This is a genomic window from Duganella hordei, from assembly GCF_040369125.1.
Taxonomy (GTDB): Bacteria; Pseudomonadota; Gammaproteobacteria; order Burkholderiales; family Burkholderiaceae_D; genus Rugamonas; species Rugamonas hordei.
On the sequence record NZ_BPWI01000009.1, the window covers coordinates 209141 to 235741 of the forward strand.

Here is a 26601-nt window from a genome sequence, read left to right on the forward strand (position 1 = left end):
TGACTCCTGGTTGGTTTTTTGACATTGTAAGTCAACTAACTGTGTATAAGTGTAAATACGACTCGAAATTTCCAGAAATATCAGTATCCTTACGTTCTTTCGAAAATCGAGGACTGCATGAAAACCAGCAAACCAGTTTCGGCGCCTGCGGTTCGATCGTCGTCGGCGGGTGTCGCGTTTGCGCAGTCGTCGCTGGGCCACGTGCTGTCCGGGGTCCTGGCCCAGGGCTCGGCATCGAATCGCAGTATCGCGAATTACCTGTTGCGCAACCCGATGCGGGTGACCGCGCTGAAGATCGATGAAATGGCCGAAGGCTGCCAGGTGTCCACCGCGACCATCAGCCGCTTCGCACGCGATATCGGTTTCGCCAATTACGCCGCGATGCGCAGCGCCGTGGCCGAGACGCTGCATTCGGAAATGCAGCCGGTCGACAAGCTGCGCCACTCGATAGAGAACCGCGAGGGTTCGATGTGGCCCGGCGGCGAGAGCGTGGAGTACGCACTGGCCAATATCGGCGCCGCCCGCAACGCCTTATCGCAGGCGGACATGGACCAGGTGGTGCAAAAGCTGGGCGCGGCGCGTACCGTGTACGTGCTGGGTTTTGGATTGTCCTACTATCTGGCCGGCCTGCTGTCGCTGCACCTGCAGCCGTTCTGCCATCGTGTGGTGGAGGTGGCGGCCGCGGGCGGCACCGAGGTCGCGGCCGGCCATCTGGCCACTATCGGCGCGGAGGACGTGCTGGTGGTGATCTCGTTCCCACGCTATGCGCTCGACGTGGTCCGCCTGGCGCAGTATGCGCGCGACCACCAGGCCTGCGTCATCGCGCTGACCGACGCTCCGGCCTCGCCGCTGGTGGAAATGTCGCAGCACGTGCTGTATGCGAACAGCACCCATCCGGTCCTGCCGAGCAGCTCGACGGCCGCCGTGGCGATCATTGAAGCGCTGGCGGTGTCGTTGATGGTGTCGAACAAGGATAATGTGGAGAAGGCCGCGCGACTGACGGAGGCGATATCCGCCTACCTGTACGGCCCGACGGCCGGCAAGAACGGCAAGGGAAAGGGCAAGGCGTGAGCTATCTTCTTCGTGTGATCCGGGTCTGCGCTTTGCTTTGCGTGATGCTGCCGGCCGTGCAGGCGGCGGAGCAGGCGTCTCAGGGGGCACTGGTCATCGTCGGCGGCGCGCTGCGTGCCGATAACGCCGAAATCTGGCAGCGGGTCGTGAAGCTGGCCGGCGGCGCCGGTGCGCGTATCGCCGTCATTCCGGCTGCCGCGGCCAATCCGGTGCGCTCGGGCGCCAACCTGGCCGGATACCTGAACCACTACGGCGCCTCGGCGTTCGTGGTGCCGTTGGCGGTGCGCCTGAAGGATCATGACTATCGCCGCGACGCCGAAGACGCGGCGCTGGCCGCATCGATCCGCCAGGCCGGCGGCGTCTACTTCGCCGGCGGCGACCAGGCGCTGATCACGCAGGCGCTGGTGCGCGCGGACGGCAGCCGCACTGCGGCGCTGGAAGCGATATGGGATGTGTACCGGCGCGGCGGCGTGATCGCCGGCAGCAGCGCCGGCGCCGCCATCATGAGCGCCACCATGTACTACAACGCCAAGACCGTATTCGGCACCCTGAGCCAGGGCGTCAACGATGGCGTGGAACTGGCGCCGGGACTGGGCTTCATCGGCAACGACGTCTTCGTCGACCAGCACCTGCTGGCGCGCGGACGCTTTGCGCGCATGCTGCCCGCGATGCTGAAGAGGGGCTACAAGCTCGGGCTGGGCATCGACGAGAATTCGGCGCTGATCATCGGCCCGCAGCACGAAGTGGAGGTGATCGGCTACCAGGGCGCGCTGTTGCTCGACCTGTCGCAAGCCAAGACCAGCGGCGCCAAGGAATTCAACCTGTCGAATGCGCGCATCAGCTATCTCGATCACGGCGACCGCTATAACCTGGCCACGCGCCGCTACACGCCATCGGCGGACAAGGCCGATGGGCTGCTGGATCCGCTCAAACCGGAGGAGAAGGATCCGGTCTACTCGACCGACGTCCTCGGCCACAACACGGTGCTGGTGATGCTGGAAAAGCTGATCGACAACGTGCAGACCGAGGCGATCGGTATCGCCACCGCGGGCCCGGGCGAGCCGTTCCAGGAGCTGGGGTTCGAGTTCAAATTCACCCGCACGGCCGACAGCATCGGTTATGCGTCCGCCACCACCGACGCCTATACGATCCTCAATGTACGGCTCGATGTGCGTCCGCTGCAGATCACGCGGCCTTGGTATAAGTAAACGTTTTACTTTGAAAATACTCGCTGGTTCCGTTAAAACAACGCATTATTAGAAAAACGTTTACCTTGAATTGTGTGTTGAGTATGATGAATTGGCAATTCACCCGAAAATAAACTACAGGGGACACTCGACATGCAAAAAATTTCAGCTCAGGCGGCGATCGCTGCTGTGCTGCTGGCGGCGCTCGCCCCGGCCTCGGCACAGACCAAACTGACGATCGCCAATTCCAACATCACTGCCAGCGGCAGCGACACCAACCTGCCGGTCAACGCCAACGACGGTTCGCTGGCCACGCGCTGGTCGGCCGACGCCACCGCCGGCGCGCAGTGGCTGCAATATAACCTCGGCGGCTGCTACAAGGTCGCTTACGCCAACCTGGCGTGGTACAACGGCGATACGCGCAAATACAGCCTGTCGCTGAAGACGTCGAACGACGGCAACAGCTGGAGCGACGTATTCAACGGCACCAACAGCGGCACCACGGCGCAGCTCAAACCCTACACCTTCGGCGACAAGTCGGCCAAGTACGTGCGGGTGCAGAGCACGGGCAGCGATGTGAACAAGTGGGTCAGCCTGTCGGAGATGGAGATATGGACCAACGGCGCGGGCAGTTGCACCGGCCTCGATACCGGCAAGGCGCCAGGCCAGAACTTCGACCTGTCCGGCTATAAGCTGCAGACGCTGGACGGTTCGCTGCAGCTCAAGCAGGTCAGCCCGATCGGCAGCTACACCGATCCGTATTTCTACACCGACGGCTCCACCGGCGCGATGACGTTCTACGTGCCTTCCGGCGCCGGCTCGACCGCCAATTCGGAGTATCCCCGCTCCGAAATGCGCGGCAACGCCACCTGGAACATGGGCGGCACGCATACGCTGTCGGCATCGATGAAGGTGCTGCAGCAGCCGGCCACCGGCAAGATCATCATCGGCCAGATCCATGGCGAGCAGACCGGCGGTTCCGAGCTGCTGAAAATCCGCTGGACCAATGGCGATGTGCTGATGGGCGTGAAGCAGCACTTCGCCGATCCGGAGCAGCAGATCCTCATCAAGAGCGGCCTGGCGCTGGGTGACAACATCGACTACACCATCAAGCTGGTTGGATCGACGGTGACGGTAACGGTGAACGGCACTTCCAAGTCCTATACCTACGACACGGCGTCGTGGAGCGCGATCGACCTGTACTTCAAGATCGGCGCGTACTCGCAGGATTCGTCGGCCGACGGCACGCATGCCAAGGTCGCGGTAACGGCGCTGCAGTAATGCCCGCGCGGCGGAGGGGACGTCAACGCGGCGTGGCCGTGGTGACGGCCTTGCTGCTGACGGCGCTGTCCGTCACGCTGGTCACCGGTATCTTCTGGCAGCAGCAGGTACTGGTGCGCGGCATGGAGGGGCAGCGTTTGCAACTGCAGGGCAAACTGATAGTGCGGGCGGCGCAGGATGCCGCGCGCCTGGCGCTGCTCGACGCGGCGGCGCAGGCCAACGTCACCACGCTGGACGGCGCCTGGACCGCGCCGCTGCTGGAGGATAGGCTGGACCGCTACCTCGGGCAGGATGCCGGGCCGGGCGGGATGGGCTCCGGCGGCCGGTTGGCGCAGCGCATCGTCGACGCGCAGTCGCGCTTCAATCTGCGCAACCTGGCGCCCGGCGGCAAGATCGACCTGTTCCAGGTGACGGCGTTTTCGCGGCTGCTGGCGGTGCTGCGGCTCGATACCGGGCTGGCTTACCGGGTGGCGGAAGCCGTCGCCGGCGCGCAGAAGGGCATGGATATCCAGCGGCTCGACGACCTGCGCACCATCGCCGGTTTCAGTCCGGCGGCACTGGGACGCTTGCGGGAGTTCGCCGTCGTGCTGCCGGAGGCGACGCCGGTCAACGTGAACACGGCTTCGCCGGAGGTGCTGACGACGGTGGTCAACTTTTCGCTGCAGGATGCGCGGGAGCTGATCGGCCGCCGCCGGCAGGCTTATTTCACTGGACCCAGCGACTTCGCGTTCCGGCTGAACGACAAAGAGACGCTGGAGGGCGTCAGCTACGAGGTCTCGAGCAGCTACTTCCTGGTCGACAGCACGCTGACGCTGGCGCGCGCCACGCTGCGCATGCAGGGGCTGATACAGCGCGGAGCAGGGAAGGCCGGCGCCGCACTGCTATGGTCGCGCGAGGACTAGACGGGGGCATTGTTTAGCGGATTTACTAAACAATGCCCATCGCGGCGGGGAAGTGATTGACCGGTGCCCTGTCCGGGGCTATAAAGTCGGATCGTCCCTGTACAGGAATCCGAATGAACGCGACTAAACTCTTTTCAACCGCCGCCGCGCTGTCGCTGGTCCTTGCACTGCCGTCGATCGCGACCGGCCAGACCACGCCAGCTGCTGCGGTCGATGTTTTCATCGGCACCGGCGGCGACGGCCATACATTCCCCGGCGCGGCGCGGCCATTTGGCATGATCCAGCTGAGTCCCGATACGCAGGTGCGGCCGTTCCGCCAGAGTTATCCATGGGCGTCGGGCTACCGCTACGAGGACGACAGCATACTCGGCTTCTCGCACACGCACTTCTCCGGCACCGGCCATTCCGACCTGGGCGACGTGCTGCTGATGCCGTACAGCGGCGAGACCAAGCTGGAGCCGGGTTATCCGGAGCGTCCGTTCAGCGGCTACCGCTCGCGCTTCAAGCACCAGGACGAGCATGCGGAGCCGGGCTACTACGCCGTCAAGCTGATGGACAACGACGTCGATGTCGAACTGACCGCCAGCGAGCGTGTCGGCCTGCACCGCTACCGGTATGCCAAGGGCGCGGAGGCCAAGGTGATACTGGACCTGCGCAGCAGCATCTACGACTACAAGGCCAAGAACCTGTGGTCGCGGCTGCGCGTGCGCGACAACACGCTGATCACCGGCATGCGCGAAACGCGCGGCTGGGCGGCCGGCCGCCAGCTGTATTTCGCGATATCGTTCTCGCATCCGCTGACCTCGCGCGCATTGCGCAACATGGAGCTCGATGTCGAGTACAAGGGCTTCGCCGGTCCGGGCAGCGGTCCGGGCGACAAGGCCGTGGTGGAGGGCAAGGCGCTGGTCGGCGCGCTGGAGTTCGGCGTGCCGCCGGATGGCCAGCTCGAAGTGAAGGTGGCGATTTCCGCCGTCAGCGAGGAGGGCGCCATCGCCAACCTGAGCGAGATGCCGGGCTGGGACTTTAATGCCGAGCGTGCGAAAGCGTCGGCGGCGTGGAACGAGGCGCTGGGCGCGGTGGCGATCGAAGCCGCGCCGGACATGCGCAAGATGGTCTACACGGCGCTGTATCACAGCATGCTGGCACCGAGCCTGTTCATGGACCGCGACGGACGCTATCGCGGCCCGGACAACGAGGTGCATCAGGCGCAGGGCTTCCGCTTCCATTCGACCTTCTCGCTGTGGGACACCTATCGCGCGCTGCATCCGCTGCTGACGCTGATCCAGCCCGAACAGCGCAACGTCGATTTCGTGCGCTCGCTGATCGAATCGCAGAAGGCCAGCCCGTACGGCATCCTGCCGGTATGGCAGTTCCACGGCCTGGAGACGTGGTGCATGATCGGCTATCACGCGGTGCCGGTCATCGCCGATGCCTACATGAAGGGACTGAAGGGCTTTGACGCCGAGGAGGCGCTGAAGGCCATGACCAGCAGCGCCGAATATGGTCCGTACGGTGGCTTGCAGTACTACATGAAGCTGGGCTACGTGCCGATCGACCTGGAGCCGGAAGCGGCGTCGAAGACAGTGGAGTACGCGTTCGACGACTGGACCATCGCGCGCATGGCCGAGAAGATGGGCAAGAAGGATATCGCGGCGCGCTACTACAAGCGGGCGCAAAACTATCGCAACTCGTTCGACGTGAAGACCGGCTTCCTGCGGGCGAAGAAATCGGACGGCACGTTCCGCGAACCGTTCGATCCGGTGCTGTCCAATTTCGGCAGCGATTACACCGAGGGCAGCGCGTGGCAGTATTCCTGGTATATGCCGCACGATAACGCGGGCCTGATCAAGATGCTGGGCGGCGACGCGGGCCTGCAGAACAAGATCGACATGATGTTCGACGCCAAGGTGGACGAGAAGGTGTATGCGCACATGGAGGATATCTCCGGCCTGATCGGCCACTACGCGCATGGCAACGAGCCATCGCATCACGTGGCCTACCTGTACAACTATGCCGGCGCGCCGTGGAAGACGCAGAAGCGCTTGACCCAGGTGGTGGCGTCGCAGTACAGCGCCAAGCCGGACGGCCTGTCGGGCAACGACGACCTGGGGCAGATGTCGGCATGGCTGGCCTTTACGGCGCTGGGCTTCTATCCGGTGGCGCCGGGCAGCAACGAGTACGTGATCGGCCGGCCGTTCCTGGACAAGGCGGTCATGAATCTGCCGAACGGGAAGACCTTCACCATCCGCGCCGTCGGCTTGAGCGCGGAGAACGTGTACGTGGCCGGTGTGACCCTGAACGGCAAGCCGCTGGCGCAGACCTTCCTGCGCCATGAGCAGATCACGGCGGGCGGAGAGCTGGTATTCACGATGTCCGGCAAGCCGAATATGGATTGGGGCAAAGGCACCGCCGCGCGTCCCTACACGCAAACGGCGTATTGATTCAGCGGGGTAGGTGCGCCCCGCTCCGCATTACAGGCGGCAGGCCGAGTGCTACTCGCCGTTCTGCACGAAGGTGAGGCGGTTGCCGGATGGGTCTTTGATCGACATCTCGCTGCCGCCCCAGGGCGGATTCTCGATGCCTGGACGGGCGTGTCTGAACTGCTTGGAATTGAGCTCGGCATGGTACTCCACCAGGCGGTCGGTCTGGATGCGCAGCGCGCCGCCGGGACTGCAATCGCCGAAATGCTCGGTGAGGTGCAGCACGCAGTCGCCTTTGGAGACCTGCATGTAAAGCGGGAGATTGTCTTCGAAACGGTGCTCCCAATCGACCTTGAAGCCGAGGAAGTCCACGTAGAATTCGCGCGTCTTCGCTTCGTCGAAGCTGCGCAGGATGGGGGTGACTTGTCCGAGGATCATGGCGGCCTATAGGTGTTGGTCGATCAGCACTGGATTGCCGTCGGGATCGATGACGATGATGCTGGCCGGGCCGATGGTGGTCCCGTCGGCCTCCGAGGCGAGGGTGACGCCTTGCTCCTTGAGCTGGCGCTGGATCTCGCGCACGTCGGTAAAGCCATCGAGCGGCTTGGCGTCCTGGTCCCAGCCGGGATTGAAGGTCAGCATATTCTTCTCGAACATGCCCTGGAACAGGCCGACGACGTGGTCGCCGTTCTTCATGATCAGCCAGTTCTGCGACGCATTGCCGCCAAACTCCTTGAACCCCAGCTTTTCGTAGAAAGCCCGCGAGGCGGCAAGGTCCTTGACCGCCAGGCTGATGGAAAATGCGCCGAGTTGCATGTCGATCTCCTAACGTGGCTGATCTAACAACTCTAGCACACTTGCCTCGCTCAGTACACCTCGGGCACGATGATCTCGGTCGGCACCGGACGGCGCACATAGTCGTCGTGGTACTCGCGCTCGGGCAACTGGATCACCGGATGCTCGACTTCCTCGTACGGCATCTGCTGCAGCAAATGGTGGATGCAGTTCAGCCGCGCCTTCTTCTTGTCGACGCCCTGCACCACCCACCACGGCGCCTCCGGAATATGGGTACGCTCCAGCATGATCTCCTTGGCGCGGGTGTATTCCTCCCAACGGCGGCGCGATTCCAGGTCCATCGGGCTCAGTTTCCACTGCTTCAGCGGATCGTGGATGCGTCCCAGGAAGCGCGCGTTCTGTTCCTCGTCGGAAATCGAGAACCAGTACTTGATCAGCTGGATGCCCGAGCGGGCCAGCATGCGCTCGAACTCCGGCACGGTCTGGAAGAATTCCTCATACTGGTCGTCGGTGCAGAAACCCATCACGCGCTCGACGCCGGCGCGGTTGTACCAGCTGCGGTCGAACAGCACGATCTCGCCGGCCGCCGGCAGGTGCGACACGTAGCGCTGGAAGTACCACTGCGTGCGTTCGCGGTTGTTCGGCGCCGGCAGCGCGGCGACGCGGCAGACGCGCGGGTTCAGCCGCTGCACGATGCGCTTGATCACGCCGCCTTTGCCGGCGGCGTCGCGGCCCTCGAACAGGATCACCACCTTGTGGCCGGTGTGGACCACCCAGTCCTGCAGCTTGACCAGTTCCGCCTGCAGGCGGAACAGCTCGCGGAAGTACTGGCGCCGTGCTTCCTTGGCCTCGGCGCTGCGTTCGGTGACCACCACTTCGCGCGTGACCGGATCGATCTCGCGGTCTTCCAGTTCCATTTCCAGCTCTTCGTCGTAGCTGTCGGTCAGTTCGCGCTGTACGCGTTCCATCAAATCCTGCTCATTCAATTGCATGGTCATTCCTTGGTTCAGAAAATATGGGAGAACAGCCAGAACAGCGATCCCGATAACAGGATCGCCACCGGCAGCGTCAGCACCCAGGCCATGGCCAGGTTGCGGACGGTGGACCATTGCAGGCCGGAGCGGTTGGCCGCCATCGTGCCGGCCACGCCGGACGACAGCACGTGCGTGGTCGATACCGGCAGGCCGTAGACGTCGGCGGCGCCGATGGTCAGCATGGCCACCAGCTCGGCCGACGCTCCCTGCGCATAAGTCAGGTGCGACTTGCCGATCTTCTCGCCGACGGTGACGACGATGCGCTTCCAGCCTACCATCGTGCCCAGGCCCAGCGCGATGGCGACGGCCACCTTGACCCACAGTGGAATGAACTTGGTGGCGTCATCCAGCTGCTTGCGGAAGGCCTTCAGGTTGGCTGCGGTATCGTGGTCGAAGGGCAGTGCCTTGGACTTGTCCAGCAGGCGCATGGCCTCGGCGGCGAGATACATGTCGTTGCGGACGTTGCCGACGGTTTCGGCCGGCACCTTGGCCAGCGAGCCATGCAGCTTGACGGCCTGGCCGATCTCGCCGGTCAGCGCCGCCAGCGCGGGCACCACGGCCGGGGTCATTTCCTTGCCGCGGAGGTAGCTCGACAGCACGGTGCGCGGCTCGGCCGCCGCCAGCGCGTCCGGCACCGCGTATTTTCGCAGCGACTGCTGGGTGGCCTGCGTGACGGCGACGAACTGCGTCACCTGGTCGGCCGGCATGGCGCGGTTCAGCGCATAGGCCATCGGCACGGTGCCGACCAGGATCAGCATGATCAGGCCCATGCCCTTCTGGCCGTCGTTGGAACCGTGCGCGAAGGAGACGCCGGTGCAGGTGAGGATCAGCAGGCCGCGGATGTACCAGGGCGGCGGGGCGTTGCCCACCGGGGCCTCGTACAGCTCGCGGCTCTTGACCAGTGCGCGCAAGGTCAGCAGCAGCAAGGCGGCGCAGCCGAAACCGACCATCGGCGACAGCAGCAGCGAGTAGCCGACCTTGGCCGCCTGCGCCCAGTCGACGCCGGCGGTGCCGTCGTGGCCGTGCATCAGCGCGTTGGCGATGCCGACGCCGAGAATGGAACCGATCATCGTGTGCGACGACGATGCAGGCAGGCCGAGCGCCCAGGTGCCGAGGTTCCAGATGATGGCGGCGATCAGCAGCGCGAACACCATGGCGAAGCCGGAGCTGGTGCCTACCTGCAGTATCAGCTCGACCGGCAGCAGCGAAATGATGCCGAAGGCGACCGCGCCGCTGGACATCAGCACGCCGAGAAAGTTGAAGCAGCCGGACCACACGACGGCGACGTTGGCCGGCATCGAGTTGGTGTAGATGACGGTGGCGACGGCGTTGGCGGTGTCGTGAAAGCCGTTGACGAATTCGAAACCGAGCGCGATCAGCAGCGCGACGCCGAGCAGGATGTACGGCAGCCAGCTGGTGGCGACCGGGCCGGCCTCGGTGACGTCGGCGCTCAGGCTGTAGGCGCTGAACAGCAGGCCGGCGACCAGCAGCACCACGAAGATGGCGGCGGTGAGGGGAGTGTTTTTGCTGTCAGCGGGGCTGACGCGCGCAGCTTGGACTATCGTATTCATGCCATTCAGCTCCGGTATAAATTTGGTAACTGAATGTACTTGCCGAATGTGACAGAGGTATGACGACTTTCCGTTAGTGGATCAGCATCTCCTGCAAGGTCGCGGGGGCGTTGGCGTACAGCTTGACCACGGTGGAGGTACGGGTGCCGTAGCTCGGGCTTTCGATGCGCACCGCCGACAGCGTCCGCTCCAGGTCCAGTGGCACGCCGGTTTCCGGCAGGCGCTGGTCGGGGGCCGGCGTGGTGTCGGCCAGCATTTCGAAGAAGGCGTCGTCCGGCGCGCCCAGGCACAGCAGGCTGGCGAACTGGGCCTTGGTCTTCAGCACCTTCGGCCATGGCGCGTCCAGCAGCGCGTTCGACAGGCCGTACACGCCCGGTTCCAGCGGCTTGCCGTTGCGCGGGTCGTTGTCGCCCCGGTTGGAGAACCAGATCAGCGTGTCGCGGTCGCCCAGCACCAGGTTGAAACCATTGTAGGCGCCGGCGCCGGGGCGGATCGCGTCGACGTATTCCTGCGGCGTCATGCTGCCGGCCAGGAAGTCGGACACCAGGTGCCCGCGCGAGGGCGCGTCGTCCCGGTGCTCGGCCGGCGCGCGGATGTTGGTTATGGCGGCAAAGCGCGACGGGCCGTTGTCGCCGGACGGCTGGGTGATGCCCATCCAGCTGCCGCCGGCCTTGAGGTCGCGGCCGGCGTAGATGTGCGGATGCTCCGGCCACACGCCGGCCGGCGCGGTGGCGCGCTGGTAAAACTCGTCACGGTTGGCCGCGGCCACCAGCGGTACTCCCGGTATGACCCGCCAGGCAAAAACGATCAGGCACATGGGGCTAAATCCGTAAAAACTTCGGTGTGGCGCGCGCCGGCTATCCATGCGGACAAGCCGGCTTGTTCTGCCGCGGCGCCGAGCGCCGCCGCAAATCCGTCAGGCGTGGCGGCATACACTTCCATCCACGTCTGCATGCCGTCCTTCGCTTCCGGACGGCGCTTGAGCTGGCCGGTCACGCCATGCTGCGCGGCAAGCTCCGCCTGCATCGAGACGACCGCCGCCTGCAAGGGCGCCGCGTCGGCGTCCTTGACCTGGTAGTAAATATAGAGATCCATGCTAGAGATCGAGCGGGTCCAGCAGATATGGCATGTCGAGGAAGATCAGCGGCGCGCCGTCGGCCGAGCCGAGGCGGACCGAGGCCGCTTCGATGGCGGCCAGCTTCATTTCGACCAGTGCGTCGATGCCGCCGTGGCCGTTCGGCGCGGCGTTGACGATCATGCCGCAAGGCTGCTCGGGGTCGGCCGTGGCGAACACTTCAACACCGGCCGCGGCGGCCGCGTCGGCGATGGTCACCAGGGTGGTGCGCCGCTTGAGCTTGCCCAGATACTGGCTACGGGCGACGATTTCCTGTCCCGGGTAGCAGCCTTTCTTGAAATTGACGCCGCCCAGCAGCTCGAAATTGATCATCTGCGGGACGAACTGTTCCTGCGTGGCCTTGGTGATCTGCGGCACACCGGCGTGGATTTCGGACAGGTGCCAGGCGTCCGTGCGGCCCACGGCCAGCTTGTCGGCCAGCACCGGCGCCACCGTGTGGGCGGTCTCGGCCGACATCAGCCACTGGTAGCGCGGCGCGCCAAACGCGTCGGCGACGCGGATCAGCGTGCCCAGCGGATGGTCCAGCTTGGCGAACGGTTGCGCGGGCAGGGTGTCGAACCAGGTTTGCAGCGCCGCTTCGGCCAGGCCGCCGCCGAGGCCGATGACGACCTGGTTGGCCGGCGCCTCGGTGGCGTCGCTGAGCTTGGTCTTGGCGCGCAGCACGAACATGCCCAGCCGCTTCTGCACCGGGGCCTGAATCTCGCGCGGCAGCTGCAGGAAGATGGTGGTTTCGCTACGCCACATCAGGAACGAGGCCAGCAGGCGGCCTTTAGGCGAGCAATACCCGGCCAGGCGCGCTTCGCCCGTGCCCAGGTGCTCGACATCGTTGGTCAGCTGGTTGTGCAGGAAGGCGGCCGATTCCTCGCCGTCCAGCGCGATCAGGCCCTGGTCGGCGATCGGCGCGGCGAAACCCACGGCCAGCTGGGTGGTCGTCAGCACCTGCGATGCTGAAAGTTCATTCCAAGAAGACATAATTTCCAATAATTTGACGATTAAAGCATTATCATTACGGGCTCATTATAGTGATGTCGGACGGATCGCGTCGGATGCTGCGCAAAACGCGGCACTGGCGGACTGTGCCAAGAAGTGGCAAGCTGTGCGACTTGATCCAACACTTGATCCAACCCAACGGCTTTAACAATGGCTTTTATAAAAAAAATCATCACTCTTTGCATCATGCTGGCGATCGCCGGCGGCGGCTATTTCATGTACTGGTCGCAGCACCCGATCATCGGCGACGAGATCGAGCCTATCGAATTCAATATCACCCCGGGCAGCGGCGCCCATGCGGCCGGCCAGCAGATCGCCGAGGCCGGCGTGCCGATCGAGCCGCTGCTGTTCAACCTGCTGGCGCGCGTGACCAATAAGAGCGGCAAGCTGAAGGCCGGCGCCTACGAGCTGAAGCCGGGCACCACGCCGCTGCGCCTGATCGACCAGCTGGTGCGCGGCGAGTTCGCGCAAGAGCAGCTGACCATCATCGAAGGCTGGACCTTCCGCCAGATGCGGGCCGCCATCGCCGCCCACAAGGGCTTGAAGCACGACACCGTGGCGCTGTCCGACAAGGAAGTGATGAGCGCGATCGCCTCGGAGTACAAGTTGCCGGAAGGCCTGTTCTTCCCGGATACTTATTTGTTCGCCAAGGGCGCCAGCGACCTGCAGATCTACAAGCAGTCGCACGCGATGATGCTCAGCCACCTGGCCGAGGCCTGGGACAAGCGCGATCCTTCGCTGCCGTACAAGACGCCGTACGAGGCGCTGACCATGGCCTCCATCGTCGAAAAGGAAACCGGGCAAAAGTCCGAGCGCGGCATGATCGCCGGCGTGTTCGTCAACCGCCTGAAGATCGGCATGCTGCTGCAGACCGACCCGACCGTGATCTACGGCATGGGCAACAAATACGACGGCAAGATCCACAAATCGGATCTGGAGGCCGACACCCCTTACAATACCTATACCCGCACCGGCCTGCCGCCGACGCCGATCGCCCTGCCGGGCGTGCAATCGTTGTCGGCCGCGCTGGCCCCGGCCAAGACGCCGGCCCTGTATTTCGTCTCCAAGGGCAACGGCACCAGCCAGTTCTCGGACAATTTGACCGACCACAATCGGGCAGTAAACAAGTATCAACGATAAGCACATGACTCAACACAGCGGTAAATTCATCACCTTCGAAGGCATAGACGGCGCCGGAAAATCCACCCACATCGCCTTCGTCGGCGACTACATCAAGGCGCGCGGCATAGCACTGGTCAGCTCGCGCGAGCCGGGCGGCACGCCGCTGGGCGAAAAGCTGCGCGACCTGGTGCTGCACGAAAAGATGCACCTGGAAACCGAAGCCCTGCTGATGTTCGCCAGCCGCCGCGAGCACATCGCGCAGGTGATCGCGCCGGCGCTGCACAGCGGCGCCTGGGTCATTTCCGACCGCTTCACCGACGCCAGCTTCGCCTACCAGGGCGGCGGCCGCGGCATGGACCTGGCCAAGCTGGAAGCGCTGGAGCAGTGGGTGCACCCGCACCTGCAGCCGGACCTGACCTTGCTGTTCGACGTGCCGCTGGAAGTGGCGCGCGCGCGGCTGGACGCCACCCGCTCGCTGGACAAGTTCGAGCAGGAAAAAGCCGATTTCTTCGCCGCCACCCGCAATGAATACCTGCGCCGCGCCGCGCAATTCCCCGAGCGTTTCCGCGTCATCGACTCGACCCAGACCATCGCCGAGATTCAAACCCAGATCGGCGCCATCCTCGACGAGTTACTTTAACTTTAAAAGCATTGCATAAGCGCTTGTTTTAAAACAGAATACTAATAATGAGCAATTCCATCTACCCGTGGCAGGAAGCGTCCTGGCAGCAGCTGCAACTGCTGCGCCAGCGCATGCCGCACGCGATCCTGTTCCATGGAGCGGCCGGCATAGGCAAGTCCGATTTCATCGAACGCTTCGCCCAAGGCTTGCTGTGCGAGGCGGTATTGCCCGACGGTCATGCCTGCGGCCAGTGTTCCTCCTGCGGCTGGTTCTCCCAGCAAAACCATCCTGACTACCGCCGCGTGCGGCCGGAGGCGCTGGAAGACGAGCCTGCCGCCGAAGGCGAAGAAGGCGAGGGCGAGAGCAAGAAGACCGCCAAGTCGACCAAGGCGCCGTCCAAGGAAATCAAGATCGAGCAGATCCGCGCATTGGCGGATTTCATGAACATTTCCACCCACCGCCAGGGGCTGCGGGTGGTGGTGCTGTACCCGGCCGAGGCGCTGAACATGCCCGCCTCCAACGCCTTGCTGAAGACGCTGGAAGAGCCGCCGCCGGGCACCGTGTTCCTGCTGGCGTCGAACAGCCTGGACCGCCTGTTGCCGACCATCCTGTCGCGCTGCCGCAAGTTCGCGCTGCCCATGCCCAGCCATGCCGAAGCGCTGGCCTGGCTCAAGGCGCAAGGCGTGGCCGACGCCGACAGCTGGCTGCGCGAGCAGGGCGGCGCGCCGCTGGCCGCGATGGCGCAGGCCGAAGTGGGCAACCGCGACGATCTGGAGGTACTGCTGCAGCTGCTGGCCCGTCCCAGCGTCGAAGGCGCGTTGAAAGTTGCCGACAAACTGCAAAAAGTGCCGCTGAGTGCACAAGTTTCCTGGTTGCAGCGCTGGCTTTATGATGTGTTTTCCTACAAACTGGCAGGTAACATCCGGTACTATCCTCGTTACCAGAAGGAACTGGCGAGTCTGGCCGACAAGATTCACGTCAGCCGCCTGCTGGCCGCGATCAAGGGAGCCAACGAACGCCGCGCGACGGCCGACCATCCCCTGTCGCCCAAGCTGTTCCTGGAGGATATGTTGCTGGACTACGCCGCCTGCTGCGCTGAAAGGTAACCCATGTCTGCTGCCAGCCCTATCGACCCGAACACCGTGCCGCTGGCACGGCCGACGGTGCTGTCGCTGGCCATCAAGGAAAAAGCGGCCCTGTACGCCGCCTACATGCCTTTCCTGAAGAACGGCGGCGTCTTCGTGCCGACCCAGAAACCGTACAAGATCGGCGACGAGATCTACCTGATCCTGGCGCTGATGGACGACCCGAACAAATACCCGATCGCCGGCAAAGTCGCCTGGATCACGCCGGCCGGCGCGCACAACAACAAGGCGCAGGGCATAGGCGTGCATTTCCCCGAAGACGAAAGCGGCCAGCGCGCCCGCCTGCGCATCGAAGAGATCCTCGGCGCAGCGTTGCGTTCATCGCGCGCCACCCATACCCTGTAACCTTGCTTTTATGCCATGACTTTCCGCCATCGCCTCGCCACGCTTGAAGACTTGCCAACCGTCGTAGCCATCTACAACACCACCATCGCCTCGCGCGAAGTGACCGCCGATACCGAACCGGTGTCGGTCGAATCGCGCCTGCCGTGGTTCCACGACCATACGCCGGAGAAGCGTCCGCTGTGGATCATTGAAAAGGCCGACGACGCGTCGGAGCGGCCGGAAACGCTGGGCTGGATGTCGTATTCCAACTTCTACGGCCGTCCGGCCTATTCGGGCACGTCGGAAATCTCGATTTATATCGCCGAGGCATGGCGCGGCAAGGGCATAGGCGGCTACTGCATCGAGCAGGCCATCGCGTATGCGCCGGCTATCAAGGTGCACACCTTGCTGGGTTTCATCTTCGGCCACAACAAGCCCAGCCTGGGCCTGTTCGCCAAGTACGGCTTTGAAACCTGGGCCAACCTGCCCAAGGTGGCCAACCTCGACGGCGTCGAGCGCGACCTGATTATCCTGGGAAAACGCGTGGCGTAAGCTGGATCTGGCCTGCCGGGCGCAGGCCGTCGAAATCGAATACCGCGGAGCGGCCGCCGGCAAGGCTCATGCCGAACGGCGAGATTTCGCTGCGGCCGTCGCGCGAGGACGATTGCAGATTGCTGAAATTGCCGAAGCCGTCGGCCAGCGGCGGCGGGTTGGTGTAGCCGCCGGGGACGGGGTCGCCGCCCAGCTCTTCCACCCGGGCGGCCAGCCTGGCTACCGTGCGGCGCAGCTCGGCCAGTTCCTCTTCCTTCTGCCGCAGCGCCTGCTCGTGCTCGGCGCGCAGCGCATCCAGGCGGCGTTCGGCGTCGCCGTGCAGCTTGTCCGCCAGCTGTTCGACCACGCCGAGCAGGGTGCGGGCGGTGTCCTCCCGCGTCATGCCGGCGCCGGCGTCCTCGCTGCCGAGTTCCTTCAAATACTTGTGGATAGTCGACTTGGAGCCGGTGCCCAGCATGAGGCGCACCGCGTCGACGGACGGGTAGCGTCCTTCCGCCAGCAGCTGATCGCGGCTTGCCCTGACTTGGGACTTGCTTAATCCTGTACGCGCCATTGGTCTCGTCATCCGTGGTTCAAGTTCGTAGTTGAGGATTGTAACAGCCTGGCGTCGATAGATGTCTCACGACAGTCTAAGGCTGCTTGAGCGCGCGGTCGACGGCGGGGCGGATCTGGTCCGCCGCGCAGAATACGGCCGAATGGCCGCAATCGCCCTCGAGCACGGTGGTGGTGGCGCGGATCTGCCGGGCCAGGGCCAGGGCAGGGGCCGGATTGACGATCAGGTCGGTGCGCGGGTTGATGATGTGGACCTTGGCCTTGATTTTTTTCGCCGCGTCGTCGCCGATATCCTGGGCCAGGAAGGCGCGCATCTGCCAGCGCGTGTCGTTGGCGTCGGCCGCGTCCGGATCGTATTCCACCGTCTCCGCGATGAACTTTTCAACCTCGGCAGGCCTGGTCTTGGCCACGCGGTAGGCCGGCGTATCGAAATTCAGCGAAAAAATCTGGTGGTAGAGCGGCAGCCTGGGGTTTTGCTTGTAGCCGCCGTTGGCGTATTCCGGGTCGGCCAGCATGGCCGCTTCCTCGGTACGCCAGAACAGCAGGTCGTAGCTGGTCTGGCGCGGCGTGCCGGCGATGGGTACGGCCACCTTCATGAAATCGGGATGGCTGACCATCCACTGGAAGGTCTGCGTCGCCCCCATCGAGTAGCCGACGATGGCATGGACTTGCTTCAGGCCCAGCTTCTCGGTCAGCAGCCGGTATTCGGATTCCACCATGTCGCGGATGTTGAAAACCGGGAACGCCGTGCGATGCTGGCTGGCGCTGTTGGACGGCGAACAGCCCACGCCGTTGCCGATCGCATCGATGACTATTACGTAATGCCCGGCTGTGTTGAACAAGCCCTTGGCTCCGAGCAAACCCAGCGCCTCGGCGCTCTTGCCGGTATGCCAGGGCAGGAACACCACGGCGTTGGAGCCCGCCGCGTTCAAGGTGCCCAGGGTCCGGTAACCCAGCTTGCAATCCTTGATGACGGCGCCGCTTTCCAGGCGCACGTCGCCGAGGTCGGCAAACTGTTGGGGCGGCGCTTCGGCGGCCAGGCCTGTTGACAGGGGGAGAGCGAGTGCGAGGGCGGGAAGGATGCGGCGGGGCATGCGGGGACTCCTCTTGGATTGGGATCGCCGATTCTAGGCCAGCTACGCATAGGTTACAATCACGGCATGTTTATCGATTCCCATTGCCACATCAATTTCCCCGAGCTGGCTGCTCGCATGCCCGAAATCCTGGCCAAGATGGCCGACAACAAGGTCACCCACGCGCTGTGCGTGTCGGTGGACTTGCCGGATTTCCCCCAGGTGCTGGCGCTGGCCCACGAGTATCCGCATATCTACGCCTCGGTCGGCGTGCATCCGGATTATGAAGACACGCCCGAACCGAGCGTCGAACAGCTGGTGGAGCTGTCCAACGATCCGAAGATCATCGCCATCGGCGAGACCGGGCTGGATTATTTCCGCCTGCAAGGCGACCTGGAATGGCAGCGCGAGCGCTTCCGCACTCACATCAAAGCATCAAGAATCACGCGTAAGCCCTTGATTATTCACACCCGCAGCGCCAGCGAGGACACCATCCGCATCATGCGCGAAGAGGGTGCGGGCACGGAGGCTGGCGGCGTGGCCGGCGTCATGCACTGCTTTACCGAGTCGCTGGAAGTGGCGCGCGCGGCGATCGGCATGGGTTTCTACATCTCGTTCTCCGGCATCGTGACCTTCAAGAGCGCCAAGGACCTGCAGGCGGTGGCGCTGGAAGTGCCGCTCGAGCGCATCCTGATCGAGACCGATTCGCCTTATCTGGCGCCGATGCCGCACCGGGGCAAGATGAACGAGCCGGGTTTCGTCGCCCACGTCGGCGAGTATATCGCCAAGCTGAAGGGCATCCCGGTGGAGCAGGTCGCAGAGCAGACAAGCGCCAATTTCTTCAAACTATTCAACGTGGTAGCGTGACTTTCTCATGTTGATTCTATCCAAGCGGCGCCTGCTGTTGACCATGCTGGCATGCGCCTTGGCCGCGCCGGCCAGGGCCGCCGAGCAGAGCGATGACGAAGTCGACTTCTTCCGCGCGGCCCAGCTGAACAACACTTCCGGCATCAAGAAGCTGCTGTCGCGTGGCCTCAGCCCGAACCTGCGCGAACCGGCCGGCGAGACCGCCCTGATCGTCGCCATGCGCTATGAAGCCTACGACGTGGCCAGGATATTGATGGACCAGCCCGGTATCGACCTCGAAGCCAAGGCGCCCAACGGCAACACGGCGCTGATGATGGCGGCGTTCCGCCAGAACAAGGCGGTGGTGCTGGACATGATCAAGCGCGGCGCCCAGGTGAACCAGAAAGGCTGGACCGCGCTGCACTACGCGGCCGCCGCCGGCAGCGTCGAGGTCACCCAGCTGCTGCTGGACAACTACGCCTACATCGACGCCGAAGCGCCGTCCGGCATGACGCCGCTGATGATCGCCGCCCGCGAAGGCCAGGAGAAAGTCGTCGAACTGCTGCTGGAGCAGGGCGCCGACGCCTCGCTGATAGACGGCGGCTTCCACCTGACCGCCGCCGAATTCGCGACCAAGGCCGACAAGCCCTGGATCGCCAAGACCATCAACGCCCACCTGGCCGCCAAGGCCAAGCGCTAGCTGTCCGGCAGCTACAGGCTGGCCAGGAAATCGTGGATGTGAGCCGAACTGGTCGACGGTTCGCTCAGATGCGGACAGTGGCCGGTATTGTCGATCACTTGCAGCCGGCTGCGCGGCAGGTGCGCATGCAGATAGTCGCCAACCTCGCGCGGCGCGATCAGGTCGTCGCTGCACTGCAGGATCAGGGCCGGTACGGTGGACTTGGGCAAGTCCGCGCGATGGTCGGCGGTGAACGTGACCCGGGCAAAATGTTTGGCGATGGTTTGGTCGTTGCGCTCGAAGCGGTTCAGCAACTCCATGGAGAGCGCGGGAAACCGCGGCGCGCCCATGATGGCCGGGGCCATCTTTTTTATCCACGTCAGATAGTTTTCTTCCATCAGTTGCAGCAATCCTTCAATGTCTTCGGGATTGTAGCCGCCGACGTAGTCGTCATCGTTGATGTAGCAGGCGGACGGTCCGATCATGACCTGTCCGGCGAACCGCTCCGGCGCCTCGATCGAAGCCAGCATGCCGATCATCGCGCTGACCGAGTGGCCGACGAAGATCACCGGCCCGGTGGCGCAGGCCTCGATGACATCGAGGATGTCATTGGCGTGGCCGTGCAGGCTGCCGTATTTCTCGTGATCGTAGGCGCTCAGGTCGGATTCGCCGCAACCGACCAGGTCCAGCAGTATGACCTGGTAGCGCTCGGCGAACGCCGGCGCCAGGAAGCGCCACATCTGCTGGTCGCAGCCGTAGCCGTGCGCGAACATGATGGTTTTCGGACCGGAGCCCAGGCAGTGCACATTGTTCCGGCGTTGAATGGTCATGAAGTTTCCGGAGGTTATGGTGGCGCTAGTATAGACACCAATGGCGGCTGGTGCTTGGCTTTTCAACAACGCCCGAATTGACGGGTTTTTTGGCTCCAGTTCCCAGCTTGGCGGGTCAACATTGTTGACGATAATGGCTCCAGTGCATTGCTCCCAGACACAATGCGCATCAACCAAGGATACCCATGCTGAACGAACGCGAGATTGAAAGCTGCTATCTGGGGCAATTCATTCCAGTCCACTACCATCACAACATGCTGATGGATCAAAACCGCATGCACGGCTTCAAGTCGGCGATCGATTACGCGGTCAAGCCCGGCGCCAAGGTGCTGGAATTGGGCGGCGGCACCGGCGTGCTGTCGTGGTTCGCGGCGGCCAAGGCGGACAAGGTCTATTGCGTCGAGTTCAATCCCGACATGGTCAAGGAAGCGCGCAAGATGCTGGCGCTGAACCCCAACGGCGAAAAAGTCGAGGTGGTGCACGCCGACGCCTTCGAATACCTGCCGCCGGAACCGGTCGACGTCGTCATCTGCGAGATGATCCACGTCGGCATGCTGCGCGAAAAACAGGTCGAAGTCATCGAATCGTTCAAGCGCCGCTATACCGAGCGCTTCGGCGGCCCGCTGCCGGTGTTCCTGCCGGAAGCCGTCATCATGGCGGTGCAGCCGCTGCAGCAGGAATATGATTTCGAAGGTTTCTACGCGCCCATCGTGCAGTTCCAGGAAACCACCGTCATCTATCCCGGCACCGTGGAAATGGCGCAGCCGGCCGTCTACAGCATCATCGACTTCAACCAGCCCAACGAGCTGACCTATTCGTGGCAGGGCAAGTTCGTGGTCGAACGCAACGGCGAGATCAACGCCATGCGCTTCGTCACCAAGAACATCCTGGCCGTGGTGAGCGAGCGCTCGTCCACCATCGACTGGCTGAACCACTACATGACCTTGCCTCTGGCCACGCCGGTCCAGGCGCGCGAGGGCGACGTGCTGCAGGTCACTTTCCAGTACCGCGCCGGCGGTTCGATCCCGTCGCTGCAGGCTTCGCTGCGCGCCGACATCCTCTACGAAGCGGCAATGCAGCCTTTTCAATCTGTTCCCGCCTACGCATAAATAGTCCCCACGAAGGTCGTTCCGCAGCGTATATTTCGTCTTTTGCACAGAGAAATATATGGAACAGAACGACCAGCGCTACCTCATCCAGCAGAACAAGATCGCCGACGGCGACACCAAGCCGCCCGTGTTTGCCAAAGTCATGCGCAGCAAGGAAGGCGTGTTCGAAGGCGTTTCCTTCATCAAATCCAAGGAAAAAGCGTCGATCCTGACCATCGAGCAGGCCAACCAGGCCATCGAATGGGCGGCCAAGAAGAAACCGAACGCCCACGAATACGTCACCAAGATCATCTGCGTCGGCCAGTAATCTCCATTCATCCGCGAATTCCCGCCATTGATCGCGCTTTTCTGCAGTTGGTCGCATGGCAATTGCCCGTCGCCGGGCAGCGCATTACAGTGATAGCATTGACAACGCATTAACTGACTCGGGAGCATCTCATGCTGGGATTCGTGCTGTGGCTGGTTCTGTTATTCCTGTGCTGGCCGCTGGCTTTGCTGGCGCTGGTGCTGTATCCGCTGCTCTGGCTGATCAGCCTGCCGTTCCGCCTGATCGGCATCGGCGTCGAGGGTGTGTTCGAGCTGCTGCGCGCCGTCGTCATGCTGCCGGCGCGCATACTGCGCGGCTCGCCCCGTTAAAAGTCGACCAGGAATCCCGCTCCCAGGGATTTCTGCGAATAGTTGTAGTCGATCAGGCTTTGGCCGTAGCCGGTGAACGCCTGCAAATACCCCTTCAGGTTGGCCGACAGCGGGAACGCCCATCCGGCCTGCAGGGCGCCGTGGCGGGTCGAGAAATTCCGCCGCGCCATCAGCGAGACTTCGTGGCCGTTGCTGCGGTAGCTCAGATTGAGGTCGCCGTGGCCCAGGTAATCGGTGATGTCGATGTTGTCGTTGTCCGAACGGGCGTTGTCCAGCCGCTTCCAAAAGCGCAATTGCGCGGCGAACTTGCCGTGTTCCGCCCCCACTTCCGCATAAACCCGGTTCCAGCTGCGCGACAGCGTGGACGTCTGCCCGTTCGACTGGTGCACCATGCCCAGGGTCAGGTAGCGGATGTCCAGCGCGCTGCCCAGTGCCAGGCTCAGCGGCGTGGTCAGCATCAGCTCCGGCTGGTAGTTGGTCTCGCGGAAGGGGCTGGAGGCGGCGCGGTTGTACGCTTGCCAGAAGCTGTTCTGGGTGTAGCCAAACCACAGGTCGACCGGCGTATTGAGCATCTGTTCGATCAACTTCATCTTGAAGCTGAGCTGGTAAGTCAGTTCCACGTGCTTGGACTTGACGCCGGCCGGCGTGAAATCCTCAAAAGGCCCATCGTTGGAGCTGGTGCTGTAGTTGGCCAGCAGCAGGTAGGTGTCGCGATGGGGGCGGAAATTGAACACGCCGCGCTTGGCCGAGCGGTCCAGCTCCCACCATTGCACCATGCGCGACACCGTGTCTTCCGGCGGAATCGTGGTGATGGCCGCCAGTTTGGACGGCAGCTTGGGCTCGGCCGGAGGGTCTGCCGGCTGCGTCGCTTGCGTGGGCGCCGCCGAGGATGGCTGGGTGATCGCCGTCACCAGCGCGCTGGTCTTGCCGGGATCGGGTTTGCCGACCGCGTTGCCGCCGGCGGCGGTGACGGCGGGCCCGGTTTTCGACAGGCCGTCATAGCAGGCGAGGCGCGCGCTGGCGTCGCCGAGCAGCGCGCAGCGTTCCAGCCGCATCTCCAGGTCGGAGGCTTGCGGTGATGCGGCTTGGGCCAGGGCCAGGCCAGGGGCCACGCCCAAGGTCAGGATAAATGAGATTTTCGGTCGAAGCGGCATGCAGATTTTCCAGGTGATGTAAGCTATACAGGTTGCTGTTTGTTCCACAGACTATATTACTTGCCTCTAGTCATGTCGCACGCTAAGGCAGCACTTGAATTCGCCATAAACCGCCGCACCTGCATCCAACAGAATTGTGTTCAAGGAGAATTGTGATGACCCGCAAGACCCCCATCGAGCGTTACCGCAACATTGGCATCAGCGCCCACATCGACGCTGGCAAGACCACGACCACGGAGCGCATCCTGTTTTACACCGGCGTCAACCATAAAATCGGTGAGGTACATAACGGTGCCGCGACGATGGACTGGATGGAGCAGGAACAGGAACGCGGGATCACCATCACGTCGGCCGCCACCACCGCCTTCTGGAAAGGCATGGCCGGCAATTTCGCCGAACACCGCATCAACATCATCGACACCCCGGGCCACGTCGACTTCACCATCGAAGTCGAGCGCTCGATGCGGGTGCTGGACGGCGCCGTCATGGTGTACGACGCGGTAGGCGGCGTGCAGCCGCAGTCGGAAACCGTGTGGCGCCAGGCGAACAAGTACAAGGTGCCGCGCATCGCCTTCATCAACAAGATGGACCGCGTGGGCGCCGACTTCTTCCGCGTGCGCGAGCAGATCGCCACGCGGCTGAAGGGCGCCGCCATTCCGATCCAGATACCGCTGGGCGCAGAGGACAATTTCCACGGCGTGGTCGACCTGGTCAAGATGCGCGCCATCAACTGGGATGACGAGAGCCTGGGCGTCAAGTTCACCTACGAGGACATTCCGGAGCACCTGAAGGCGCTGGCGCAGGAGTGGCACGACAAGATGGTCGAGGCCGCCGCCGAAGGCTCGCCCGAGCTGCTGGAAAAATACCTGGACGGTGGCGTGCTGACCGAGGAGGAAATCAAGGCCGGGCTGCGCCAGCGCACCATCCGCAACGAGATCGTGCCGATGCTGGCCGGCAGCGCGTTCAAGAACCGCGGCGTGCAGGCCATGCTGGACGCGGTGGTCGAGTATCTGCCGTCGCCGGTGGACGTGCCGGCGATCGCCGGCACCGACGAGGACGACAATCCGATCGAGCGCCATCCGAATGACAGCGATCCGTTCTCGGCGCTGGCGTTCAAGATCATGACCGACCCGTTCGTCGGCCAGCTGACGTTCTTCCGCGTGTATTCGGGCGTGGTCAATTCCGGCGACACGGTCTACAACCCGACCAAGAGCCAGAAGGAGCGGCTGGGCCGCATCCTGCAGATGCACGCCAACGAGCGCAAGGAGATCAAGGAGGTCTACGCCGGCGACATCGCGGCGGCGGTCGGGCTGAAAGGCGTGACCACCGGCGATACGCTCAGTTCGCCCGATCACGTGATCGTGCTGGAAAAGATGATCTTCCCGGAACCGGTGATTTCGCAGGCGGTGGAGCCGAAGACCAAGGCCGACCAGGAAAAGATGGGCATCGCCCTGAACCGGCTGGCGCAGGAAGACCCGTCGTTCCGCGTGCACACGGACGAGGAATCGGGCCAGACCATCATGTCCGGCATGGGCGAGCTGCACCTGGAGATCCTGGTGGACCGCATGCGGCGCGAGTTCAGCGTCGAGGCGACGGTGGGCAAGCCGCAGGTGGCCTATCGTGAAACCATCCAGCGCACGGCCAGCGATATCGAGGGCAAGTTCGTCAAGCAGTCGGGCGGACGGGGCCAGTACGGCCACGTGGTGCTGACCCTGGAGCCGCTGGAGCCGGGCAAGGGCTACCAGTTCGTCGACGCCATCAAGGGCGGCGTGGTGCCGCGCGAGTTCATTCCAGCCGTCGACAAGGGCGTGCAGGAAACCTTGCGCAGCGGCGTGCTGGCCGGCTATCCGGTGGTGGACGTCAAGGTCACGCTGACGTTCGGCTCGTACCACGACGTGGACTCGAACGAAAACGCCTTCCGCATGGCCGGCTCGATGGCCTTCAAGGACGGCATGAAGCGCGCCGATCCCGTGCTGCTGGAGCCGATGATGCAGGTGGAAGTGGAAACGCCGGAAGAGTTCATGGGCAACGCCATGGGCGACCTGACGGCGCGGCGCGGCATGGTGCAGGGCATGGACGAGATCCCGGGCGGCGGCGGCAAGATCATCCGCGCGCTGGTGCCGCTGGCCGAGATGTTCGGCTATTCGACCACGCTGCGTTCACTGACCCAGGGCCGGGCGACGTACACGATGGAGTTCAAGCACTACGCCGCCGTGCCGAAGCACATCCTGGACCAGGTCGCCGTCAAGGGCCGTTAGTCGAAGACCTTCAGCTTGAGCTGGACGGAAATGGCGCCGTAGAGCCGGTCCTTATAGGTCGGCACGATGGCGACATTGACGCCCACGCTCTTGTATTCGAAGCTGGCGGTGGGGATCGCCGCCAGGAACCAGCCGCCGTCGCGCATCTTCGGGTAGCCGTCGAAGCCGCCTACCACCGCGCCCAGCCGCACCGGGCCGATTTTCCACGGCTGGTAGTACAAGCCCACATAATTGGAGTAGCCGCGGTCGCTGTTGTAGAAGCGGCCGGCCGTGGCCGACGCCACCGTCGAAAAGCGGTACTCGCCGCCCAGGCCGGGGTTGCTGTCGTTCAGTCCCTTGTCGCGCTGGAAGTGGTAGGAGTAGAAGCCGCCGTTCAGCCACACCTCCTTCAGCGGCGCCGATTCGATGGTTTCAAAGGTGTCGGCCGCCGCCGCACCGGACAGGCAGGCCAGCATCACCACGCCGGCAATACGCAAACTTTTGATCATCCGAAGCTTTCTTCGTCATGTTGAGGACGACGGATTATAGCGTCCCGGTGGAGGCCGTAGGCCTCCGGCCATTCGGCCGGCAGGTGCCAGGTGCCGAACACGCGGTCGAGGAAGGGCAGGGTCGATGCGAAGTTGCGGTCCAGCGGCGCGACGCTGGTGTGGTGCCAGTGATGGAAGGCCGGCGTGGCGATGATCGATTCCAGCGGGCCGAGACGGACACGCAAGTTCGAATGGATGAAAAATCCCCATGCCGTGCCGATGACGATGACCAGCGCCGGCGCCGCGCTGCCGCCCGCGCTGGCGCCGGCCAGGCCGAGGACGTACAGCGGCGTCATGCCGAACAGGCGGGTGACGATCATGTCCACCGGATGCGCATGCGTGTTGATCAGGAAGTACAGGTGCTCAGGCTTGTGATGCACCGAATGGAAATGCCACAGCCACGGCAAGCGGTGGCTCAGGCGATGGCCCCAGTAAAAGCCGGTTTCCGCGATCAGCATCGACAGCGGCAGCTTGACCGCCAGCGGCAGCGCGCCCATGGCGGCGGGCACGGCGGCCGGCAGCACCGCTTGCGCGGCCACGGCCACCACCGCCATCAGCGCGCCGAGGATGGCGGCCGGCAGCAGGCTGTTGAGGAAATACAGGCCGAGATTGAGCGCCAGCGCGCGCCGCGTCAGCCGCGCCTTGCGCACCGCCAGCCAGCGTTCCAGCGGCACGAATACCAGCGACAGCAGCACCAGCCACAGGCACAGCCGCGCAACGTTGACGGCGAAGGTGGGCAGGTAGGCGAGGATGTCGTTTATCAGTGTCATGGCTGGAATGATAGCG

The 26601-nt window shown here is 63.7% G+C and carries 29 protein-coding genes; 16 read left to right on the forward strand and 13 right to left on the reverse strand.

What is annotated here, in order from left to right:
- The first annotated feature begins 117 nt into the window (after positions 1-117).
- The 5 genes from ABWW33_RS21100 (at position 118) to ABWW33_RS21120 (ending at position 6882) form a co-directional block, all read left to right on the forward strand.
- Positions 118-1071, forward strand: a complete 954-nt coding sequence (locus tag ABWW33_RS21100) for a MurR/RpiR family transcriptional regulator (RefSeq protein ID WP_353403604.1) — start codon at positions 118-120, stop codon at positions 1069-1071.
- Positions 1072-1115: 44 nt separating this feature from the next.
- Positions 1116-2279 carry a cyanophycinase gene (locus ABWW33_RS21105; protein WP_353403684.1) on the forward strand — a complete coding sequence of 388 codons (1164 nt, stop codon included), beginning with the start codon at positions 1116-1118 and terminating at the stop codon, positions 2277-2279.
- Positions 2280-2411: 132 nt separating this feature from the next.
- Positions 2412-3539, forward strand: a complete 1128-nt coding sequence (locus ABWW33_RS21110; protein ID WP_353403605.1) for a polysaccharide lyase family 7 protein — start codon at positions 2412-2414, stop codon at positions 3537-3539.
- Positions 3539-4441: a type II secretion system minor pseudopilin GspK gene (gene gspK, locus ABWW33_RS21115; RefSeq protein ID WP_353403606.1), complete on the forward strand. Its 903-nt coding sequence runs from the start codon at positions 3539-3541 to the stop codon at positions 4439-4441. The genes ABWW33_RS21110 and gspK overlap by 1 nt, the downstream gene beginning before the upstream one ends.
- A gap of 113 nt (positions 4442-4554) precedes the next feature.
- The gene (locus ABWW33_RS21120; protein WP_353403607.1) at positions 4555-6882 is read left to right on the forward strand and encodes a GH92 family glycosyl hydrolase; all 2328 of its coding nucleotides are present in this window, start codon (positions 4555-4557) and stop codon (positions 6880-6882) included.
- A gap of 51 nt (positions 6883-6933) precedes the next feature.
- Here the strand turns inward: ABWW33_RS21120 and ABWW33_RS21125 are convergent, their stop codons facing one another.
- The 7 genes from ABWW33_RS21125 to ygfZ form a co-directional block, all read right to left on the reverse strand.
- Positions 6934-7299 (reverse strand): glyoxalase superfamily protein, encoded by a 366-nt coding sequence (locus tag ABWW33_RS21125; protein WP_353403608.1) that lies wholly within the window; start codon positions 7297-7299, stop codon positions 6934-6936.
- 6 nt (positions 7300-7305) lie between these two features.
- A complete protein-coding gene (locus tag ABWW33_RS21130) occupies positions 7306-7677 on the reverse strand; it encodes a VOC family protein (protein WP_353403609.1) in 372 nt (123 codons plus the stop codon).
- A 50-nt stretch (positions 7678-7727) separates the two neighbouring features.
- Entirely contained in the window at positions 7728-8648 is a 921-nt protein-coding gene (ppk2, locus tag ABWW33_RS21135; protein WP_176650962.1) for a polyphosphate kinase 2, read from the reverse strand.
- A gap of 14 nt (positions 8649-8662) precedes the next feature.
- Positions 8663-10261 (reverse strand): inorganic phosphate transporter, encoded by a 1599-nt coding sequence (locus ABWW33_RS21140; protein WP_353403610.1) that lies wholly within the window; start codon positions 10259-10261, stop codon positions 8663-8665.
- A 73-nt stretch (positions 10262-10334) separates the two neighbouring features.
- Positions 10335-11078 carry an NRDE family protein gene (locus ABWW33_RS21145; RefSeq protein ID WP_353403611.1) on the reverse strand — a complete coding sequence of 248 codons (744 nt, stop codon included), beginning with the start codon at positions 11076-11078 and terminating at the stop codon, positions 10335-10337.
- Complete coding sequence (locus ABWW33_RS21150) at positions 11069-11356, reverse strand: DUF4936 family protein (protein ID WP_176650649.1); 288 nt, start codon at positions 11354-11356, stop codon at positions 11069-11071. The genes ABWW33_RS21145 and ABWW33_RS21150 overlap by 10 nt, the downstream gene beginning before the upstream one ends.
- Position 11357: 1 nt before the next feature.
- Complete coding sequence (gene ygfZ / locus ABWW33_RS21155; protein ID WP_353403612.1) at positions 11358-12368, reverse strand: CAF17-like 4Fe-4S cluster assembly/insertion protein YgfZ; 1011 nt, start codon at positions 12366-12368, stop codon at positions 11358-11360.
- Between the two features lie 168 nt (positions 12369-12536).
- Between ygfZ and mltG the strand changes: the two genes are divergently transcribed.
- Genes mltG through ABWW33_RS21180 form a run of 5 tightly spaced genes read left to right on the forward strand, consistent with a single transcriptional unit; the run spans position 12537 to position 16151 of the window.
- The gene (gene mltG, locus ABWW33_RS21160; RefSeq protein WP_176650651.1) at positions 12537-13526 is read left to right on the forward strand and encodes an endolytic transglycosylase MltG; all 990 of its coding nucleotides are present in this window, start codon (positions 12537-12539) and stop codon (positions 13524-13526) included.
- Between the two features lie 4 nt (positions 13527-13530).
- On the forward strand, positions 13531-14148 hold the full coding sequence (tmk, locus tag ABWW33_RS21165) for a dTMP kinase (RefSeq protein WP_176650652.1): 618 nt from the start codon (positions 13531-13533) through the stop codon (positions 14146-14148).
- 47 nt (positions 14149-14195) lie between these two features.
- A complete protein-coding gene (locus tag ABWW33_RS21170) occupies positions 14196-15236 on the forward strand; it encodes a DNA polymerase III subunit delta' (RefSeq protein WP_176650653.1) in 1041 nt (346 codons plus the stop codon).
- A 3-nt stretch (positions 15237-15239) separates the two neighbouring features.
- On the forward strand, positions 15240-15620 hold the full coding sequence (locus tag ABWW33_RS21175; RefSeq protein WP_176650654.1) for a PilZ domain-containing protein: 381 nt from the start codon (positions 15240-15242) through the stop codon (positions 15618-15620).
- 15 nt (positions 15621-15635) lie between these two features.
- A complete protein-coding gene (locus ABWW33_RS21180) occupies positions 15636-16151 on the forward strand; it encodes a GNAT family N-acetyltransferase (protein ID WP_176650655.1) in 516 nt (171 codons plus the stop codon).
- Here the strand turns inward: ABWW33_RS21180 and ABWW33_RS21185 are convergent.
- On the reverse strand, positions 16126-16716 hold the full coding sequence (locus ABWW33_RS21185) for a DNA-binding protein (RefSeq protein WP_176650656.1): 591 nt from the start codon (positions 16714-16716) through the stop codon (positions 16126-16128). The two genes, ABWW33_RS21180 and ABWW33_RS21185, sit on opposite strands and share 26 nt — an antisense overlap.
- 64 nt (positions 16717-16780) lie before the next feature.
- Complete coding sequence (locus ABWW33_RS21190) at positions 16781-17797, reverse strand: alpha/beta fold hydrolase (RefSeq protein WP_353403613.1); 1017 nt, start codon at positions 17795-17797, stop codon at positions 16781-16783.
- A 66-nt stretch (positions 17798-17863) separates the two neighbouring features.
- Here ABWW33_RS21190 and ABWW33_RS21195 point away from each other — a divergent pair, with 66 nt between their 5' ends.
- The gene (locus ABWW33_RS21195) at positions 17864-18643 is read left to right on the forward strand and encodes a TatD family hydrolase (protein ID WP_353403615.1); all 780 of its coding nucleotides are present in this window, start codon (positions 17864-17866) and stop codon (positions 18641-18643) included.
- A 7-nt stretch (positions 18644-18650) separates the two neighbouring features.
- Entirely contained in the window at positions 18651-19322 is a 672-nt protein-coding gene (locus ABWW33_RS21200) for an ankyrin repeat domain-containing protein (RefSeq protein WP_353403616.1), read from the forward strand.
- An 11-nt stretch (positions 19323-19333) separates the two neighbouring features.
- On the opposite strand, the gene ABWW33_RS21205 is transcribed toward ABWW33_RS21200, so the two are convergent.
- A complete protein-coding gene (locus ABWW33_RS21205) occupies positions 19334-20131 on the reverse strand; it encodes an alpha/beta fold hydrolase (RefSeq protein WP_353403617.1) in 798 nt (265 codons plus the stop codon).
- A 185-nt stretch (positions 20132-20316) separates the two neighbouring features.
- Here ABWW33_RS21205 and ABWW33_RS21210 point away from each other — a divergent pair, with 185 nt between their 5' ends.
- The 3 genes from ABWW33_RS21210 (at position 20317) to ABWW33_RS21220 (ending at position 21876) form a co-directional block, all read left to right on the forward strand.
- Positions 20317-21240: a class I SAM-dependent methyltransferase gene (locus ABWW33_RS21210; protein ID WP_353403618.1), complete on the forward strand. Its 924-nt coding sequence runs from the start codon at positions 20317-20319 to the stop codon at positions 21238-21240.
- Positions 21241-21298: 58 nt separating this feature from the next.
- Positions 21299-21547: a hypothetical protein gene (locus tag ABWW33_RS21215; RefSeq protein WP_353403619.1), complete on the forward strand. Its 249-nt coding sequence runs from the start codon at positions 21299-21301 to the stop codon at positions 21545-21547.
- 131 nt (positions 21548-21678) lie between these two features.
- Positions 21679-21876: a hypothetical protein gene (locus tag ABWW33_RS21220; RefSeq protein ID WP_176650662.1), complete on the forward strand. Its 198-nt coding sequence runs from the start codon at positions 21679-21681 to the stop codon at positions 21874-21876.
- Here the strand turns inward: ABWW33_RS21220 and ABWW33_RS21225 are convergent.
- Entirely contained in the window at positions 21873-23030 is a 1158-nt protein-coding gene (locus ABWW33_RS21225; protein WP_353403620.1) for a phospholipase A, read from the reverse strand. The genes ABWW33_RS21220 and ABWW33_RS21225 overlap by 4 nt on opposite strands.
- 155 nt (positions 23031-23185) lie before the next feature.
- On the opposite strand from ABWW33_RS21225, the gene fusA reads away from it, so the two are divergent.
- Positions 23186-25288, forward strand: a complete 2103-nt coding sequence (gene fusA, locus ABWW33_RS21230) for an elongation factor G (protein ID WP_176650664.1) — start codon at positions 23186-23188, stop codon at positions 25286-25288.
- On the opposite strand, the gene ABWW33_RS21235 is transcribed toward fusA, so the two are convergent.
- Positions 25285-25776 (reverse strand): hypothetical protein, encoded by a 492-nt coding sequence (locus tag ABWW33_RS21235; protein ID WP_353403622.1) that lies wholly within the window; start codon positions 25774-25776, stop codon positions 25285-25287. The genes fusA and ABWW33_RS21235 overlap by 4 nt on opposite strands.
- Positions 25773-26585 (reverse strand): sterol desaturase family protein, encoded by an 813-nt coding sequence (locus ABWW33_RS21240; RefSeq protein ID WP_353403623.1) that lies wholly within the window; start codon positions 26583-26585, stop codon positions 25773-25775. Before ABWW33_RS21240 ends, ABWW33_RS21235 begins: the two co-directional genes overlap by 4 nt.
- Positions 26586-26601: the final 16 nt, after the last annotated feature.